A 14,614-nucleotide genomic window follows, 5' to 3' on the forward strand; every position below is an offset into this window, starting at 1 on the left:
CGCCGCAAGACGGAGATGTCAGCCGCCGAGCGAACCCTTGGTGGAGGGCACTTCGCCCGCCGCCCGCGGATCGATCGCCACGGCGGTGCGCAGCGCCCGCGCCAGACCCTTGAAGCAGGATTCGGCGATATGGTGGCTGTTCTCGCCATATAGGGTCTCGACGTGGAGAGTCACGCCGGCGTTCATGGCGAAGGCGTTGAACCACTCGCGCACGAGCTCGGTGTCGAACTCGCCGATCTTGTCGCGGGGAAAGTCGGCCTTGAACACCAGGACCGGACGGCCCGAGATGTCGATGACGACCCGCGACAGCGTCTCGTCCATGGGCATGTGGACGCTGGCATAGCGGGTGATGCCCGCCATGTTGCCGAGCGCCTGCTTGACGGCCTGGCCGAGCGCGATGCCGGTGTCTTCGGTCGTATGGTGATAATCAATGTGCAGGTCGCCCACCGCCTTGACCGTGAGGTCGATGCGGGAATGGCGGGCGAGGAGATCGAGCATATGGTCGAAAAAGCCGATTCCGGTCGCAATATTGGACACGCCGGATCCATCGAGGTTCACGGATACCTCGATGTCGGTTTCCTTGGTCTTGCGCTTGATCGTCGCGGTGCGCATTGAAGCGAGCTTTCACTCATAATGTGAGCATGATCTCCTCGGAAAACCGGTGCCCACTTTTCCGGATCATGCTGGTTAGGGCCGAAAACGGCGGTCTTTTAACAGCCAAATGACGCCTTCGCTACTGCGGGATGCTCCCAGCAGGGCTCTACTTCGGCCTATGGTGAGCGAATTTAGGGCCGGAGCGGCCTGTTGTACGCCTGTTGTGCCCTTGGGCCGGACCGCCTAAATCAGGCCGGACAACGAGGTAGTTCATGCAGGATTCCCAGAACAGCTCGCCGGTCTGGCACGGCACTACGATCGTAACCGTCCGCAAGGGCGGCCGGGTGGTGGTCGGCGGCGACGGCCAGGTCTCGATCGGCCAGACCGTGATCAAGTCCAACGCCAAAAAGGTCCGCAAGCTCGGCAAGGGCGACGTGATCGGCGGCTTTGCGGGTGCGACCGCCGACGCCTTCACGCTCTTTGAGCGGTTGGAATCCAAGCTCGAGCAGTATCCGGGGCAGCTGACCCGGGCCGCGGTCGAGCTCGCCAAGGACTGGCGCACCGACCGGTACCTGCGGCGGCTGGAAGCCATGATGATCGTGGCCGACAAGGACGTCTCCCTGGTCCTGACCGGGACCGGCGACGTGCTGGAGCCAGAGGCCGGCGTCATGGCGATCGGCTCGGGCGGCAACTACGCGCTGGCCGCGGCCCGCGCCCTGCTCGACACCGACAAGGACGCCGAGACCATCGTCCGCCGCTCGCTCGACATCGCCGCCGACATCTGCGTCTACACCAACCGCAACGTGACGATCGAAAGCCTGTCGAGCGGCTAGCCAGAATGACGCTGGCCCGCAGCACGAGCACAACCACACCCACCCTGTTGCCGGTGCACTGGGTCGCAATCGCATTGCTGCTGCTGGCGCTGCAAGCCTCGATCCTGTTTGCGATGGGCCGGGTGCCGATCTGCACCTGCGGCTATGTCAAGCTCTGGCACGGCGTGGTGAACAGCTCGGAGAATTCCCAGCACATCGCCGACTGGTACAGCTTCTCCCACATCCTCCATGGCTTCCTGTTCTACGGATTGACCTGGCTGCTGTTCGCGCGCCTGCCGTTCCTGCCACTCAGCTTTCCGAGTTTGTCCTGGCCGGCGCGGCTGATCGTCGCCATGCTGATCGAAGGCACCTGGGAGATCGTCGAGAACTCGCCCTTCATCATCGAGCGCTATCGCGCCGGCACGATCTCGCTGGATTATTACGGCGACAGCATCGTCAATTCGGTCTCCGACACGCTGTTCATGGTGCTCGGCTTCCTCGCGGCGCGCACTCTGCCGGTCAAGATCATCGTCCTGCTCGGGCTCGTCTTCGAGATCATGATGGCGCTCCATATTCGCGACAATCTGACGCTGAATATTCTGATGCTGGTCCATCCGATCGAGGCCGTGAAACAATGGCAATCCGGTCCGCCGATCATCTGACCCCTGCAAATTGCGGCTTGTCCCGGCCGGTTTCTGACCCTAGCTAAGGTCCCATGACAGACTTCTCCCCCCGCGAAATCGTTTCCGAACTCGACCGTTTCATCGTTGGCCAGTCCGAGGCCAAGCGCGCCGTCTCGATCGCGCTCCGGAACCGATGGCGACGCCAGCAGCTCACCGGCAATCTTCGCGAGGAGGTGCTGCCGAAGAACATCCTGATGATCGGCCCGACCGGCGTCGGCAAGACCGAGATCGCGCGGCGGCTGGCCAAGCTCGCCAACGCGCCGTTCCTCAAGGTTGAGGCCACAAAATTCACCGAGGTCGGCTATGTCGGCCGCGACGTCGAGCAGATCGTGCGCGATCTCGTCGAGGTCGCCATCGCCCAGGTGCGCGAGAAGAAGCGCAAGGATGTGCAGGCCCGCGCCCAGCTCGCCGCCGAGGAGCGCGTGCTGGATGCCCTCGTCGGGGCCAATGCCAGCTCGGCGACGCGGGAATCCTTCCGCAAGAAGCTGCGCGCCGGCGAGCTCAACGACAAGGAAATCGAGATCGAGACGCAGTCCGCCGGCGGCGGCCTTCCGATGTTCGAGATCCCGGGCATGCCGGGCTCGCAGATGGGCGCGATCTCGATCGGCGACATCTTTGGCAAGTTGGGCGGCCGCACCAAGACGCGGCGGCTGACGGTCGAGGGCTCGCACGAGATCCTCGTCAACGAGGAATCTGACAAGCTCCTGGACACCGACCAGCTTACGCTGGAGGCGATCGGCGCGGTCGAGAACAACGGCATCGTGTTCCTGGACGAGATCGACAAGATCTGCGCGCGCGACGGCCGCGTCGGCGGCGACGTCTCGCGCGAGGGCGTGCAGCGCGACCTGCTGCCGCTGATCGAGGGCACCACCGTCTCGACCAAGCACGGCACGGTGAAGACCGACCACATCCTGTTCATTGCCTCCGGCGCCTTCCACGTCGCAAAACCCTCGGACCTGCTGCCGGAATTGCAGGGCCGCCTGCCGATCCGCGTCGAATTGCAGGCGCTGACCCGCGACGACATGCGGCGCATCCTCACCGAGCCGGAGGCCTCGCTGATCAAGCAATACGTCGCGCTGCTTCAGACCGAAGGCGTGACGCTCGACATCACCGACGGCGCCATCGACGCGCTCGCCGACATCGCGGTCGCCGTCAATTCGACGGTCGAGAACATCGGCGCGCGGCGGCTTCAGACGGTGATGGAGCGGGTGCTGGACGAGATCTCCTTCACCGCGCCCGACCGCAACGGCGAGACCATCCAGATCAATGCCGACTACGTGCAGAAGCACATCGGCGACCTCGCCAAGAACGCCGATCTGAGCCGGTTCATTTTGTAATTCGGTGAAGCTCCGTTATTTATCAGTCGTCGTCCCGGCGAAGGCCGGGACCCATAACCACAGGGAGCAGTTGCGGCGCGAGATGCGGGTTACCAATCTTCGCCAAACTAGATCCTGTGGTTATGGGTCCAGGATCTGCGCTCACTACGTGAGCTTGTCCGGGACGACGGCTGAGATAACCCGCGCCAATTCCGGTGCGGCGTGATCGCGCGCATCCAGCAAAACCCCTGGCGGCTGCTGCTCGCGATCAACACCGCCGTGATCGCCGGCGTCTTCATCCACAAAATCCTGCTGCCGCCTTACGTCCCCTACATCCACCTGCTCGTCGACTATCATTTCGGTTTCATCAAGCGCGCGCTGATCGGCGCCGTCGTTGCGCTGTTCACGACCAAGGTGCCGGTGTGGCTGGTGTTCGCGCTTGGCGGAGTGACGTGGCTGGCGACGCTTGCACTGTTCGTTCAGCTTTTCCGCAGGGTCTTCGGTCTCAACGACAAAACCCTGCCGCTGTTCGTGTTCATCGCGGGCTCGCCGTTCTTCCTGAAGAATTTCATGCACACGCTCGGCCATTTCGACATCTATGGCTGCGTACTCGCGATCGTGCTGCTGCTGATCCCGGCGCGCTCGATCCTCTATGTTGCGCTGGCCGCGCTTTTCGCGATCGTGCTGATCCTGATCCACCACATCCATCTCTTGATGTATGTGCCGACGATCATCATGATCGTCGTCGTCAGGCATTATCTCGGGCACGGCATCACTCGCGCGAACGTCGCGTTCGGGCTCGCGGCGCTGCTCTGTGTCATTGTGCTGTTCTTCGCCGCGCAGTTCCTGGGAACGATGCCGGTACCGGAGACCGATTTCGTCGCGTACCTCAAGGGCCGGATGGCTGATCCGGCGCGCACCGATCTCCTGCAATTCAGCTACATCTGGTACCAGCCCTTGGCGAAGGAGCTTGCGGATACCTGGGGCCGCATGCCCCACAACATTCTCGGCGTGCCCGTCTTTGCGCTGCTGATCTGGCTGCACATGCCGCTGTGGCGCTATTTCGCGCGCCTGATCCGCGCGCTCGCCGATGAGACGCACCGGCGTCTCGTCATCGCAGGCATCGTTGGTGTCAGCCTCGCCTATGTCGTGATGTTCGCGATGGTGTTCGACTATTCGCGCTGGATCTCGAACTGGGCGGTCTGCATGTTCCTGATCCTGCACGCCGTGAAGATGCTGCCGGCCAAGCAGGAAACAACGCCGATCCCAACGGAGGATCGCAAGACGAATGTCTTTGGCTTGATCGTCACGCTGATCCCGCGCGTCGGAATCGTGCGGCCGTTTTAAATGACGGATACGTTTGCTCGCGACCGCGATGGAGGTGCGCTCCCTCTCCCGCTTGCGGGAGAGGGTTGGGGAGAGGGTGTCTCCGCGATGGGACACTCCCGATGCGGAGAGAGCCCTCACCCGCGCCTTCGGCGCGACCTCTCCCGCAAGCGGGAGAGGTCGCAGCGAGTCAGCGGCTAAATCGAGTTCCCTAATATCTCGCGCGCCTGATCCGCACATAAAGCGCGCCCTCGCCACCATGGCCGATGCTGGCTTCCTCGAAACCGACGACGAAGGCGCGGAATTCCGGCAGGCTCAGCCACTCCGGCACCTGGCGGCGGAGCACACCGCTTTCGCCGCCGGTCCTTCCCTTGCCGGTAATGACGAGCACGAAGGTCAGGCCGTCGTGATGGGCACGCTGGAGGAAGCCTGAGAGCGCGCGGTGGGCGCGCATCTGGGTCATGCCGTGCAGATCAAGCCGCGCGTCGATCTCGCTGCGGCCACGCGACAGCTTTGTGCGCTCGCGCTTGCCGAGCGGCGCCAAAGGCGGGACGGCGGGCTTCATCACGCGAGGCGCCGGCGTGGGGACAATCGGCCTCGCGGGCGTTGGATGCCTTGCGGCAGGCGCAGCCGGCAAGACTTCGGAGCGCGCCGCCGCCTCCGCCTTCGTCACGCGACGTTTTCGGAGCGGCTTGACCTGCTTCGCAACCGTCTCCCACAGCGCGCGCTCGTCTTCGCTGAGCGCACGGCGGCGAGGCGAGGGTGGCGGGTCCAGGACAGGCGGACGGGACGATCGCTTCATTGCGGGCTGGTACGACGGCGCACGTGCTTGCGCTGCTCGCGAACGGGTTTGATGGCGGGGCGCGGCTCGGGCAGCGGGACGGGACTGACGACCGCAAGGGCCGCGTCCCTGGCTTGTGACACTGTTGAGGCCGCAGCGCCAGACTTTGCAGCATCGGAAGGTTTGGCGGCGTCGGAAGCTTTGGCTGCCTGCGCCACGCCGGCCTTTTGCTCGGGCACCGGCGCTGTTTGCGGAAACAGCTTTGCGATCTTCGCCGATGGCCGCGGATCGGGCAGGGGCAGTCTCGAACCACGCGCGACGGGATCGAGGCTTTTGGGCACCAGCATCACGAAATGCATGTTGTGGCGCAGCCGACCCGAGACGCGGCCGGCCTCCTGGCCGGCGCCGAAATAGAGATCGGCCCGCGCGGGGCCGATGATGGCCGATCCCGTGTCCTGCGCGATCATCAGGCGATGGAACGGCGTCTTCGATTTCTCGGAGTCGATCGGCAGCTCGCCCTCGATGAAGAACGGCGTGCCATAGACATGCAGCGATTTGTCGACCGCAATCGAGCGGCCCGCCGTCAGCGGAATACCCTGCGCACCGACCGCCTCGTCCTTGTCGGACAGGTTGACCTGGCGGAAGAAGATGTAGGAGCGGTTCTGGCGGCGGAGCTCCTTGGCGCCGTCGGGGTTTTGCGCCATCCACTCCCTGATCTTCTGCATCGACATCTCCTCTTTCGGGATGATGCCGCGCTCGATCAGGATGCGTCCGACCGCCGTATAGGGATAGCCGTTATAGGCGTCGTAGTTGATTCGGATCGTCGAGCCGTCGTCGAATTTGATCCGCGCCGAACCCTGGATCTGCGCGAACAGCAGGTCCGTCGGATCCTTGAGCCAGCCGAGCTCGAGGCCGCGGCCCGCGATCGCGCCATCCTCGATCTCGCCGCGATCGTAATAGGGCACCAGCTTGCGGCGACCGATCTTGCGGTACACCGGGCCCTTGTTGGGCAGGCTCAGCGCATCCTGCTTGAAGCCGCGCACGAACAGGTTAGAGGGGCGGCGATAGACCGGGACATTGTAGACGTCGGTCTGGACGTGCGAGCCGTCGAGCACCGGCTCGTAATAGCCGGTCACGAAACCATCGGCCTCGCCGAGCCGCGAGATGCGCAGCGGCGAAAAATGCTCTTCGAAAAACGCCCTCGCTTTGCTCTCGTCGGAGAGCTCGAGCGATTTGGCGATCCGGCACGGCTCGCTGAGCGAACCGCCAATGGCCTTGGGCTCGACGATCTTGGGCTCGACGACCGGCGGCGGCTGCGCGGCGATCGATTTGCAGCTCGCGCGAAACGCCTTGTAGGCCGCAAGATGATCGTCATCGCTCCAGCCGGCCACCTCGGACCAGGCGAGCGGCAGATATTGCGCGCCGGGAATCTCGAACGGCAAGGCGAGCTGAGGGTAGGGCAAGGCCCGCGGCGGCGGGGCGGCGATCTCGGGAGCAATGCGGCTGTAGTGATGACGGCGTGCCGCTTCGGCGCCGATCGAAAACGACGACAGCGCGACGGCACCTGCGCACAGCGCCGTCGCGCAATTTGTCAGGGCTGCCCTAATGCGCGCTTCCGGTGCCAACCAGCTTCCAGTTCGGATCGCGAGAGGTGGTGTCGCGGGCGAAGGTCCAGACGTCGGTGATGTCGGCGACCTTGTCGGCGTTCCCATCGACGATGTTGCCGGCCCTGTCGCGCGTCACCGAAATCATCTGCGAGACGAAGCGGACGGTGAGCTGCGCGGTGCGGTCGCGCATCTCGGCACCGACGAGCTCGGCCTTGTCGATCGAGACGAAGCGCGTCTCGGTCTTTTGCTCGTTCTTCTCGCGATCCTTGATCGCGGCGTCGAAGCTCTCGAACACTTCCGAGGACAGGAGGTCGCGCAGCGACCGGCGGTCGCCATTGGCAAAGGCGAGCACGATCATCTCATAGGCGCCGCGGGCGCCGGACAGGAAATGGCGCGGATCGAAGGACGCGTCCTTCTCGACGATCGCGTCCAGCCCCTGGCCCAGCGCTGTGCCGGGTTCAGTCAGGCCTTTCCAGCGGTCGGCGGGCTGCGTGACGTCGGCGGTCGGCGCCAGCGGAGCCTGGTCGATCACCTTGCCCGGCATGGTCACGACGTTCTTGTCCTGGGCACCCTGCAGAGCATTGCGGGCGGTGCGGTCGAACGGGGGCCGCTCGTTGCCGGTTCGCTGCCCCAGCACGCTGCGCAGGCGCAGGAAAATGAAGACCGCCAGCGCTAGGAAGATGATGGTGTAGATGTCCACGTCGTGTTCGCTCTCTGGTCTCAGCTCAGGGTCTTCGCCGGGGAAATCAGTCCGGCCAGTCAACCGTTCCATACAGGAACGGCAAGGCTACATCACCTTTTTAGGTCCGCTTCAGATCAAGCGATGTAGGCACGAAATCTTGCCCGGCCAATGGCGCCTTTTGGCACAGCGCGAATTGTAGCGCGTTTTATCCTTAAGGGGAAATCGGATCCTGCCGGGAAATCGCGCATCTTCAATCGTTTAAGATGTGCTCCGCCCAGCGGGAGCGGGTAAGGGGCCACCCTTTTCGACGCTGCTGCGAGGTCGAATCCGGGGTCGTTCGTCCTTGTGGAACGAGGCGGGCCTATGTTAGCCAACCGGCCGCGATATCAGGCCCATTCGGGTAAGGAGACATTTTCATGACCAACGGAAACGGCACCCCCGAGGCAGGCCAGGCTCCGCAGCTCAACGTGCTGGCGCAATATACCAAGGATCTGTCGTTCGAGAATCCGAACGCCCCGGTCTCGCTGCAGCCGCAGAGCCAGCAGCCCCAGATCAACATCCAGATCAACGTCAACGCCAACAACCTCTCGGAACACGAATACGAGGTCGTGCTTTCGGTCGAGGGCAAGGCCGAAAACGCCGGCAAGGTGATGTTCTCCTTCGAGCTCGCCTATGCCGGCGTGTTCCGCATCGTCAATGTGCCGCAGGAGAACCTGCATCCGCTGGTCATGATCGAATGCCCGCGGCTCCTGTTCCCGTTCGCCCGCGAGATCATTGCCACCGCCGTGCGTGACGGCGGGTTCCCGCCGCTGATGCTGGATCCGGTCGATTTCGTCGGCCTCTACCGGCAGAACATGGAGCGGCAGATGGCCGCACAGGGTCAGGTCAAGCCGAGCTAAGGCAGGCCTACTTAATTCGAGGTGAGTTGCCAGCGTTCACCTCTCCCCAGCGGGGAGAGGTGCTAAAACTGATCGTGCTCTAGCTAACCCACCTTACGAAGCTGCTTCGGCCCGCTTGGCGATGAACGTGCCGTTCGGCTGATGGTAGACGAGTTCGTCGATGTTGCCCGTGGGGCCGCGGCGGAATTCGACGCGGTAGCCGTCGAGCTGGAGAATTGCGAAGGTTGAGCCCTGATAGGGTCGCAGGCAGTAGAGCGGCTGAAACGGGATTTTCAGCGTCAGCTGGCCCTCGGCATCCTCCGTCACGACATGAGTTGCCTCGCCACGGGTGTAGCTGCCGGTGCAGGCCGCGCGGAAGGCTGGGTCCATGCATTCGCCAGCAGGCGCGCGGGTGAAGACGATGTCAGTGACCAGAACCTCGAGCTGGACCGAGAGGCTCGCGATGTTGCCGTCGCGGTCGGTCGTGAAGGTGACCACGAGATCGTCCGGGTTCAGCTCGCCGTAGACATAGGGCAGCTGGAACGAATCGTAGTGCCGATGGGCCAGTGCAGCCTTCGTGCCGCGCCAGGCCCAGTGCAGGCTGTCGCCGCCCAGCGTGATGACGACACGGCCATAGGCCGGGTGCTCGTAGGCGCCGCAAAAGTCCGCGAGTTCATGGCTCGGCCGCGTGTCCGGCTTGCACGCCACCCGCTTTTGCGCCTCGTCCGACTTCTGCTGCGCCAGCGTCTTGCGGCGCATGTCGCGGAAACGGTCCAGCCACGGCACGTGCTGCTTGCCGGCGAGATGATCGTGAATGCGGTTGATCAGGATGCTCGTCACCACGTTGCCACCGTTGTTGGTGAAAACGGCGATGCCGAGCTTCCGCTCGGGCACCAAGCGCATCAGCGTATGCCAGCCGAGCCAGCCGCCGGAATGTCCGACAGCGCGCTCGCCACGATAGGCGGTGTGGTTGAAGCCCAGCCCGTAGTGCCCATGGCCGAATTCCTCGAATTCGGGCGCTCCGCCGAAGACGCGGGGCGACTGCATCTCCCGGATGAGCTGAGGCGAAAGCAGGCGCTGGCCCTCGAATTCGCCTTCGGCCAACAGAAATTTCATCCAGTTGGCGAGCGCAGCGACGGAGGTGACGATCGCGCCGGCGGCCGTGGTTGCAATGGGGAAGAATTTGGCACGCAGGCGCTCGTCGCCGCGCTCCAACAAATAGGGAACGGCGGCGTTGTCGGCCGCGGCATGCTCCTCGGCTGAAAAGCCGACCGGCATGTGCAGCTTGTCCGTCAGCCGCGAGCGGACGAACTCTTCGTAACTCAGACCGCTGACGCGCTCTGCGACGATGCCGGCAACGTTGTAGGCGAGGTTGTTGTATTGAAATTCGGTCCGGATATCGCGGGCCGGCTCGATGTGACGAAGCGCCGCCAGCATCTCGCCGCGCGAGAGATCGCCGGGAATCCAGATCCAGTCGTGGCGCGGCAGGCCGGAATGATGGCAGAGCAGGTCGCGCACGGTGACACGCTCGGTGGCGGCCGGATCGTGCAGGCGGAATTCGGGGATGTAATCGCGGACGGGCTTTCTCCAGTCGAGGCGTCCCTCGTCGACTAGCAGTGCCAGCGCCGTGGCGGTGAAGGTTTTTGTGATCGAGCAGATCAGGAACTGCGTGTCCGGCGTCGCCGGCAGCGCGGCTTCCACATCGCGCTGGCCCCAGGCCCTGAGCAGCACCGTCTCGCCATTCTGCACCACCGCGAGCGTCACGGCCGGCACCTTCCACTCGGCCATTGCCTCCGCGGCGAGGGCATCGAGCTCAGGGACGAGGGTGGCGATGGTGGTGTCTTCTGGGGCAGGCTGGATGGACGCGGATTGGATGGACATTGCGCACTCTCTCTTCGGCCGGAGGTTGCCGGACGATGAACCTACACGAGGTGCGTGACGATTGTCCCTGTCGATATCGCCATCAGCGCATCGGGAATGGGTTAGCTAAGTCAAACGGGCTAAGTCAGACTGGGCCAGCCGGCGGCTGCGCGAGATACTCGTTCCAGATCGCCTTTTCGCCCATCGTCGCAATGAAGGCCCGATGGGCCGCGCGCTCGGCCTCGCTGACGCGCGGGGCCAGCGGTGCCGGCCGCTGCCGCCGCGGCATGTCCCCATTCGTCCTGACACGAATCTCCTCGGATTCCGACGCCAGGATGAGCTGCGACTGCCGGGCGCCGATCAAATCGACATAGACTTCCGCGAGCAGCTCGGAGTCCAGCAACGCACCGTGCTTTGTGCGGTGGGTATTGTCGATCGCATAGCGCGAGCAGAGATCGTCGAGCCGGTTCGACACGCCGGGATGCTTGCGCCGCGCCAGCAAAAGCGTGTCGACCAGCCGCTCGCGCGGGATCGCGGCGCGCTTGATGCGGTCGAGCTCGGCATTGATGAAGCTGATGTCGAACGAGGCGTTGTGGATCACCAGCGGTGCATCGCCGATGAATTCCAGGAACTCGTCGACGACCTCGTGAAACAGCGGCTTGGTCGCGAGAAACTCGCTCGACAAGCCGTGCACCGCGAAGGCTTCCGCCGGCATGTCCCTTTCAGGATTGATGTAGCGGTGAAAGGTCTGCCCCGTCGGCATGCGATTGAAGATCTCGACGCAGCCGATCTCGACCAGGCGGTCGCCGCGCAGCGGATCAAGGCCGGTTGTTTCAGTGTCGAGAACGATTTCGCGCATATTCTTCAGGAGCCGGTCAGATGAGCGAATCAGCTTCGCCGCTGCGGCATCTTAACGACCTCGGCCAGGATGTGCTTGATCTGCGCGCGCACGGGATCGAGTCCATGCGAGGTATCCACCACGAAATCGGCCCGCTTGCGCTTCTCGGCATCGGGCATCTGCTTGGCGATGATGGCATCGAGCTTTTCGGGATCCATGCTGCCGCGCGCCAGCACGCGCTCGCGCTGAAGTTCTGGTGAGGTCGTGACCACGACGACCGCATCGACGCGCTTCTCGCCGCCGGTCTCGAACAGCAGCGGAATGTCCAGGACGACGACGGGCGCCTTCCTGGCCTCGGCTTCCGCGAAAAATTTCTGGCGCGAGGCGCCGAGCATCGGATGGACGATCTGCTCGAGCTGCTTCATCGCCGCGGCATCGCCGACCACGCGCGCCGACAGTTTTGCACGATCGACCTTGCCGTTCCCTGTGGTGCCGGGAAAAACGGCTTCGATCGCAGGAGCGGCCTCACCCTCATAGAGTTGATGGACGGCGGCGTCGGCGTCGTAGACGGGGACGTCGGCCTCCGCGAACAGTTTCGCGGTGGTGGATTTGCCCATCCCGATCGAGCCGGTCAGTCCGAGGATCAGCATCAGGTCGCAGCCATTTGACGGTTCAAACCGCAACTAGCCGCTCGCGCCGCAGGAACGCAAGCAGCGGCAACAGCGGCAAGCCGAGAATGGTGAAATGATCGCCTTCGATCTTCTCGAACAGATGCACTCCGAGGCTTTCGAGCTGATAGGCGCCGACGCTGGTGGTGACGGTATCGCCGGCAGCATCGAGATAGGTGGAGAGTTCAGCCTCAGCCATTTGCCGCATGGTCATGCGGGCCACCGCAACATCCTCGAAAAGGACGGCGCCGTCACGCGCTACGGCGACCGCAGAGTGCAGCTCATGCGTGCGGCCAGCGAGATCACGCAGTTGCGCCATCGCCTGATTCCGGCCGGACGGCTTTGTGAACAGTCGCTCGCCGAGCGCCAAGGTCTGGTCGGCGCCGATGACATGACGGCCAGGATGTTGAACCGAGACCGCTTTCGCCTTTTCACGGGCCAGCAGCAGCGCGATCTCGCGCGGGCTGGACAGCTTCGAGGCCTCCTGCACGCCGCGCTCGTCGATATCAGCAGGTCTTGCCTCGAACTCGAGCCCGGCATTCGCCAGCAGCATTTTTCGCGCCTGGCTTTGCGAGGCCAGGATCAAGCGAGATTTGCCGCGCCAGAAAGTCATCGCGAAAAACTCATTCCGAGGGACGGTTACGTTGCCGGTCGGTATAGAGCTTCATGATCGCAGCCGCCGTTTCCTCGATCGAGCGGCGCGTCACCTCGAGCAAAGGCCAATTGTGCTTGGCGCTGAGCTTGCGGGCGAAGGCGACTTCATCCGCCACCGCCTGCTTGTCGATATAGGTGTCGCTGCTGGTATCGGCGCCCATTGTCAAAAGGCGGTTCTGGCGGACCTGGATCAGCCGCTCCGGCGTCGCATGCAGGCTCACCACCAGCGGCCGGGTCAGCGTCTCCAATTGCGCCGGCACCGGAATGCCCGGCACCAGCGGCACGTTGGCGGTGCGGATGCCGCGATTGGCGAGGTAGATCGAGGTCGGCGTCTTCGACGTTCGCGACACGCCGACGAGGACGACGTCGGCTTCTTCCAGGCCGTCGACGTGCTGACCGTCGTCATGCATCATCGTGTAGTTCAGGGCGTCGATGCGCTTGAAATATTCCGCATTGAGCACGTGCTGGGCGCCGACACGACCCGTCGTTGCCGCGCCAAGGTAAGCCTCAAACAACTGCATTACAGGGCCGATGATCGACAGGCTCGGAACGTTGATCTCCTTGCACTTGTTCTCGAGCCTGGAGACCAGATCCTTCTCCAGCAGCGTGAACAGCACGATCCCCGGCGCCTCCTCGATCTCGTCGAGCACGCGATCGAGCTGCTTCTGGCTGCGCACCAGCGGATAGACGTGCTCGACCGGCGTGACGTTGGCGTATTGCGCGGCGACCGCGCGCGCCACGGTGATCAGGGTCTCACCGGTGGAGTCGGAAACCAGATGGAGATGGAAATAATTGTTGGAGGTCGGCACGAAAACTCTTCGATTGAGGGCTCGGGATGACGGCTGGGTAGTTTGTGAATTTCTGTGGAGCTTAACCCCTCGGAAAGGGTTGTGCGACACCAGGGGCGGGATAACGGCCAAGTTTCTTCACATCGCTGCCCAAAAGGACAAGTCTCGGAGCCAGGCGAAGGGGAAGCGGGACAGCACCGGCAAGCCTTTTCATAAGCTGCCGATAATTTCGCACAAGTCTTTGAAGATGGATGAATTATCCGGGCTCGTCGGAACCGCGCCGGATATGTTGATGGATGTGTAAAAGCGCCCGCAAAGCGCCTGACAGCGTTGCGTGAGTCAAATCCACCGTCATGAAGACTCAAACCTTAAGAATCTAAGATTCTAGATTTGAGAAGAGGCCTGCGGATGGATATGTGTGCGCCGAGAGAACTTAACGAGTTCTTACTATCCCCACCTTTTGCGGATCGGGGTCTGAGAGGCGGGGACGTCCGGCATGTATGAGTGGATCAAGGCGCTGCACGTGATCGCCGTCATCTCCTGGATGGCGGGCATGCTCTATCTGCCGCGGCTGTTCGTCTATCACTGCGAGGCCGAGATCGGCTCAAAGCAGTCTGAAACCTTCAAGGTGATGGAACGCCGGCTGCTCAAGGCGATCATCAACCCGGCGATGATCGTAACCTGGCTCGCCGGTCTCTATCTCGCGTGGTCCGGCCATTGGTTTACCTCGCCGTGGTTGCACGTAAAACTGGCACTGGTCCTGGCGCTGTCCGCGGTCCACGGCTTTTTTTCCCGCTGGTGCAAGGATTTCGCTGCCGACCGGCGTCCGCGGACCCAGAAATTCTATCGTATTATCAATGAGGTGCCGACGGTCTTGATGATCTTCATCGTGATCATGGTGATCGTGAAGCCGTTCTAGGCAAAGTTCGAGGTGCCCCGCTCAGCGCTTCGGCTTGCGGAGGGCCAAGCGATTTTCTATATTATCTCTATCCCCACCCAACGCAGGCGGATGTGGTTGTGTCCGAGCTTCTTCGAAAGCCGGGCGCCGCATCAGGTTTGAAGCCCCACCGGCACTCACCTTGCTAGACCTGCGGACCTTACCTGCTCGCGTCCGCATTTTCGAAGCC

Annotated in this window: 15 protein-coding genes; 6 read left to right on the forward strand and 9 right to left on the reverse strand. The window is 63.2% G+C overall.

The genetic code is table 11. From position 1 onward, the window contains the following. Nucleotides 1–18: 18 nt before the first annotated feature. Nucleotides 19–612, reverse strand: a complete 594-nt coding sequence (gene hisB / locus NLM33_RS29915; RefSeq protein ID WP_254101532.1) for an imidazoleglycerol-phosphate dehydratase HisB — start codon at nt 610–612, stop codon at nt 19–21. 254 nt (nt 613–866) lie between these two features. Between hisB and hslV the strand changes: the two genes are divergently transcribed. The 4 genes from hslV to NLM33_RS29935 all read left to right on the forward strand — a co-directional run bounded on the left by hslV (nt 867) and on the right by NLM33_RS29935 (nt 4,752). Beyond that, nucleotides 867–1,427: an ATP-dependent protease subunit HslV gene (gene hslV / locus NLM33_RS29920; protein WP_212403250.1), complete on the forward strand. Its 561-nt coding sequence runs from the start codon at nt 867–869 to the stop codon at nt 1,425–1,427. 5 nt (nt 1,428–1,432) lie between these two features. After that, nucleotides 1,433–2,068: a DUF2585 domain-containing protein gene (locus tag NLM33_RS29925; RefSeq protein WP_254101533.1), complete on the forward strand. Its 636-nt coding sequence runs from the start codon at nt 1,433–1,435 to the stop codon at nt 2,066–2,068. Between the two features lie 53 nt (nt 2,069–2,121). Further along, nucleotides 2,122–3,426 carry an ATP-dependent protease ATPase subunit HslU gene (gene hslU / locus NLM33_RS29930; RefSeq protein WP_254101535.1) on the forward strand — a complete coding sequence of 435 codons (1,305 nt, stop codon included), beginning with the start codon at nt 2,122–2,124 and terminating at the stop codon, nt 3,424–3,426. A 201-nt stretch (nt 3,427–3,627) separates the two neighbouring features. Next, entirely contained in the window at nt 3,628–4,752 is a 1,125-nt protein-coding gene (locus NLM33_RS29935; RefSeq protein ID WP_254101537.1) for a hypothetical protein, read from the forward strand. A gap of 190 nt (nt 4,753–4,942) precedes the next feature. Here NLM33_RS29935 and NLM33_RS29940 read toward each other — a convergent pair whose 3' ends face one another. Genes NLM33_RS29940 through NLM33_RS29950 form a run of 3 tightly spaced genes read right to left on the reverse strand, consistent with a single transcriptional unit; the run spans nt 4,943 to nt 7,819 of the window. Continuing rightward, complete coding sequence (locus tag NLM33_RS29940; RefSeq protein WP_254101539.1) at nt 4,943–5,533, reverse strand: Smr/MutS family protein; 591 nt, start codon at nt 5,531–5,533, stop codon at nt 4,943–4,945. Further along, nucleotides 5,530–7,137: a murein transglycosylase A gene (locus tag NLM33_RS29945; protein WP_254101541.1), complete on the reverse strand. Its 1,608-nt coding sequence runs from the start codon at nt 7,135–7,137 to the stop codon at nt 5,530–5,532. The genes NLM33_RS29940 and NLM33_RS29945 overlap by 4 nt, the downstream gene beginning before the upstream one ends. After that, nucleotides 7,115–7,819 (reverse strand): Tim44/TimA family putative adaptor protein, encoded by a 705-nt coding sequence (locus tag NLM33_RS29950; protein ID WP_254101543.1) that lies wholly within the window; start codon nt 7,817–7,819, stop codon nt 7,115–7,117. The genes NLM33_RS29945 and NLM33_RS29950 overlap by 23 nt, the downstream gene beginning before the upstream one ends. 398 nt (nt 7,820–8,217) lie before the next feature. On the opposite strand from NLM33_RS29950, the gene secB reads away from it, so the two are divergent. Next, on the forward strand, nt 8,218–8,700 hold the full coding sequence (gene secB, locus NLM33_RS29955) for a protein-export chaperone SecB (protein ID WP_254101545.1): 483 nt from the start codon (nt 8,218–8,220) through the stop codon (nt 8,698–8,700). Nucleotides 8,701–8,793: 93 nt separating this feature from the next. On the opposite strand, the gene NLM33_RS29960 is transcribed toward secB, so the two are convergent. The 5 genes from NLM33_RS29960 to NLM33_RS29980 form a co-directional block, all read right to left on the reverse strand. Further along, nucleotides 8,794–10,560, reverse strand: coding sequence for a serine hydrolase (locus tag NLM33_RS29960; RefSeq protein ID WP_254101547.1), 1,767 nt, complete (start codon nt 10,558–10,560; stop codon nt 8,794–8,796). A gap of 124 nt (nt 10,561–10,684) precedes the next feature. Further along, nucleotides 10,685–11,407, reverse strand: coding sequence for a DNA polymerase III subunit epsilon (gene dnaQ, locus NLM33_RS29965; protein ID WP_256570611.1), 723 nt, complete (start codon nt 11,405–11,407; stop codon nt 10,685–10,687). A 20-nt stretch (nt 11,408–11,427) separates the two neighbouring features. Further along, the gene (coaE, locus tag NLM33_RS29970; RefSeq protein ID WP_254105945.1) at nt 11,428–12,027 is read right to left on the reverse strand and encodes a dephospho-CoA kinase; all 600 of its coding nucleotides are present in this window, start codon (nt 12,025–12,027) and stop codon (nt 11,428–11,430) included. A gap of 22 nt (nt 12,028–12,049) precedes the next feature. Then, entirely contained in the window at nt 12,050–12,658 is a 609-nt protein-coding gene (locus tag NLM33_RS29975; RefSeq protein ID WP_254101552.1) for a Maf family nucleotide pyrophosphatase, read from the reverse strand. Nucleotides 12,659–12,668: 10 nt separating this feature from the next. After that, entirely contained in the window at nt 12,669–13,508 is an 840-nt protein-coding gene (locus tag NLM33_RS29980; RefSeq protein WP_254101554.1) for a pyruvate, water dikinase regulatory protein, read from the reverse strand. A 475-nt stretch (nt 13,509–13,983) separates the two neighbouring features. Here NLM33_RS29980 and hemJ point away from each other — a divergent pair, with 475 nt between their 5' ends. After that, complete coding sequence (gene hemJ, locus NLM33_RS29985) at nt 13,984–14,406, forward strand: protoporphyrinogen oxidase HemJ (protein WP_254101556.1); 423 nt, start codon at nt 13,984–13,986, stop codon at nt 14,404–14,406. The last annotated feature ends 208 nt before the right edge of the window (nt 14,407–14,614 follow it).

Origin of the sequence: Bradyrhizobium sp. CCGUVB1N3 (assembly GCF_024199925.1) — a bacterium.
Taxonomy (GTDB): Bacteria; Pseudomonadota; Alphaproteobacteria; order Rhizobiales; family Xanthobacteraceae; genus Bradyrhizobium.

Bases quoted from the DNA above. Each gene is read 5' to 3' on its own strand.
- hisB (WP_254101532.1), bottom strand. From the start codon at position 612: ATGCGCACCGCGACGATCAAGCGCAAGACCAAGGAAACCGACATCGAG.
- hslV (WP_212403250.1), top strand. From the start codon at position 867: ATGCAGGATTCCCAGAACAGCTCGCCGGTCTGGCACGGCACTACGATC.
- NLM33_RS29925 (WP_254101533.1), top strand. From the start codon at position 1,433: ATGACGCTGGCCCGCAGCACGAGCACAACCACACCCACCCTGTTGCCG.
- hslU (WP_254101535.1), top strand. From the start codon at position 2,122: ATGACAGACTTCTCCCCCCGCGAAATCGTTTCCGAACTCGACCGTTTC.
- NLM33_RS29940 (WP_254101539.1), bottom strand. From the start codon at position 5,533: ATGAAGCGATCGTCCCGTCCGCCTGTCCTGGACCCGCCACCCTCGCCT.
- secB (WP_254101545.1), top strand. From the start codon at position 8,218: ATGACCAACGGAAACGGCACCCCCGAGGCAGGCCAGGCTCCGCAGCTC.
- NLM33_RS29960 (WP_254101547.1), bottom strand. From the start codon at position 10,560: ATGTCCATCCAATCCGCGTCCATCCAGCCTGCCCCAGAAGACACCACC.
- coaE (WP_254105945.1), bottom strand. From the start codon at position 12,027: ATGCTGATCCTCGGACTGACCGGCTCGATCGGGATGGGCAAATCCACC.
- NLM33_RS29975 (WP_254101552.1), bottom strand. From the start codon at position 12,658: ATGACTTTCTGGCGCGGCAAATCTCGCTTGATCCTGGCCTCGCAAAGC.
- hemJ (WP_254101556.1), top strand. From the start codon at position 13,984: ATGTATGAGTGGATCAAGGCGCTGCACGTGATCGCCGTCATCTCCTGG.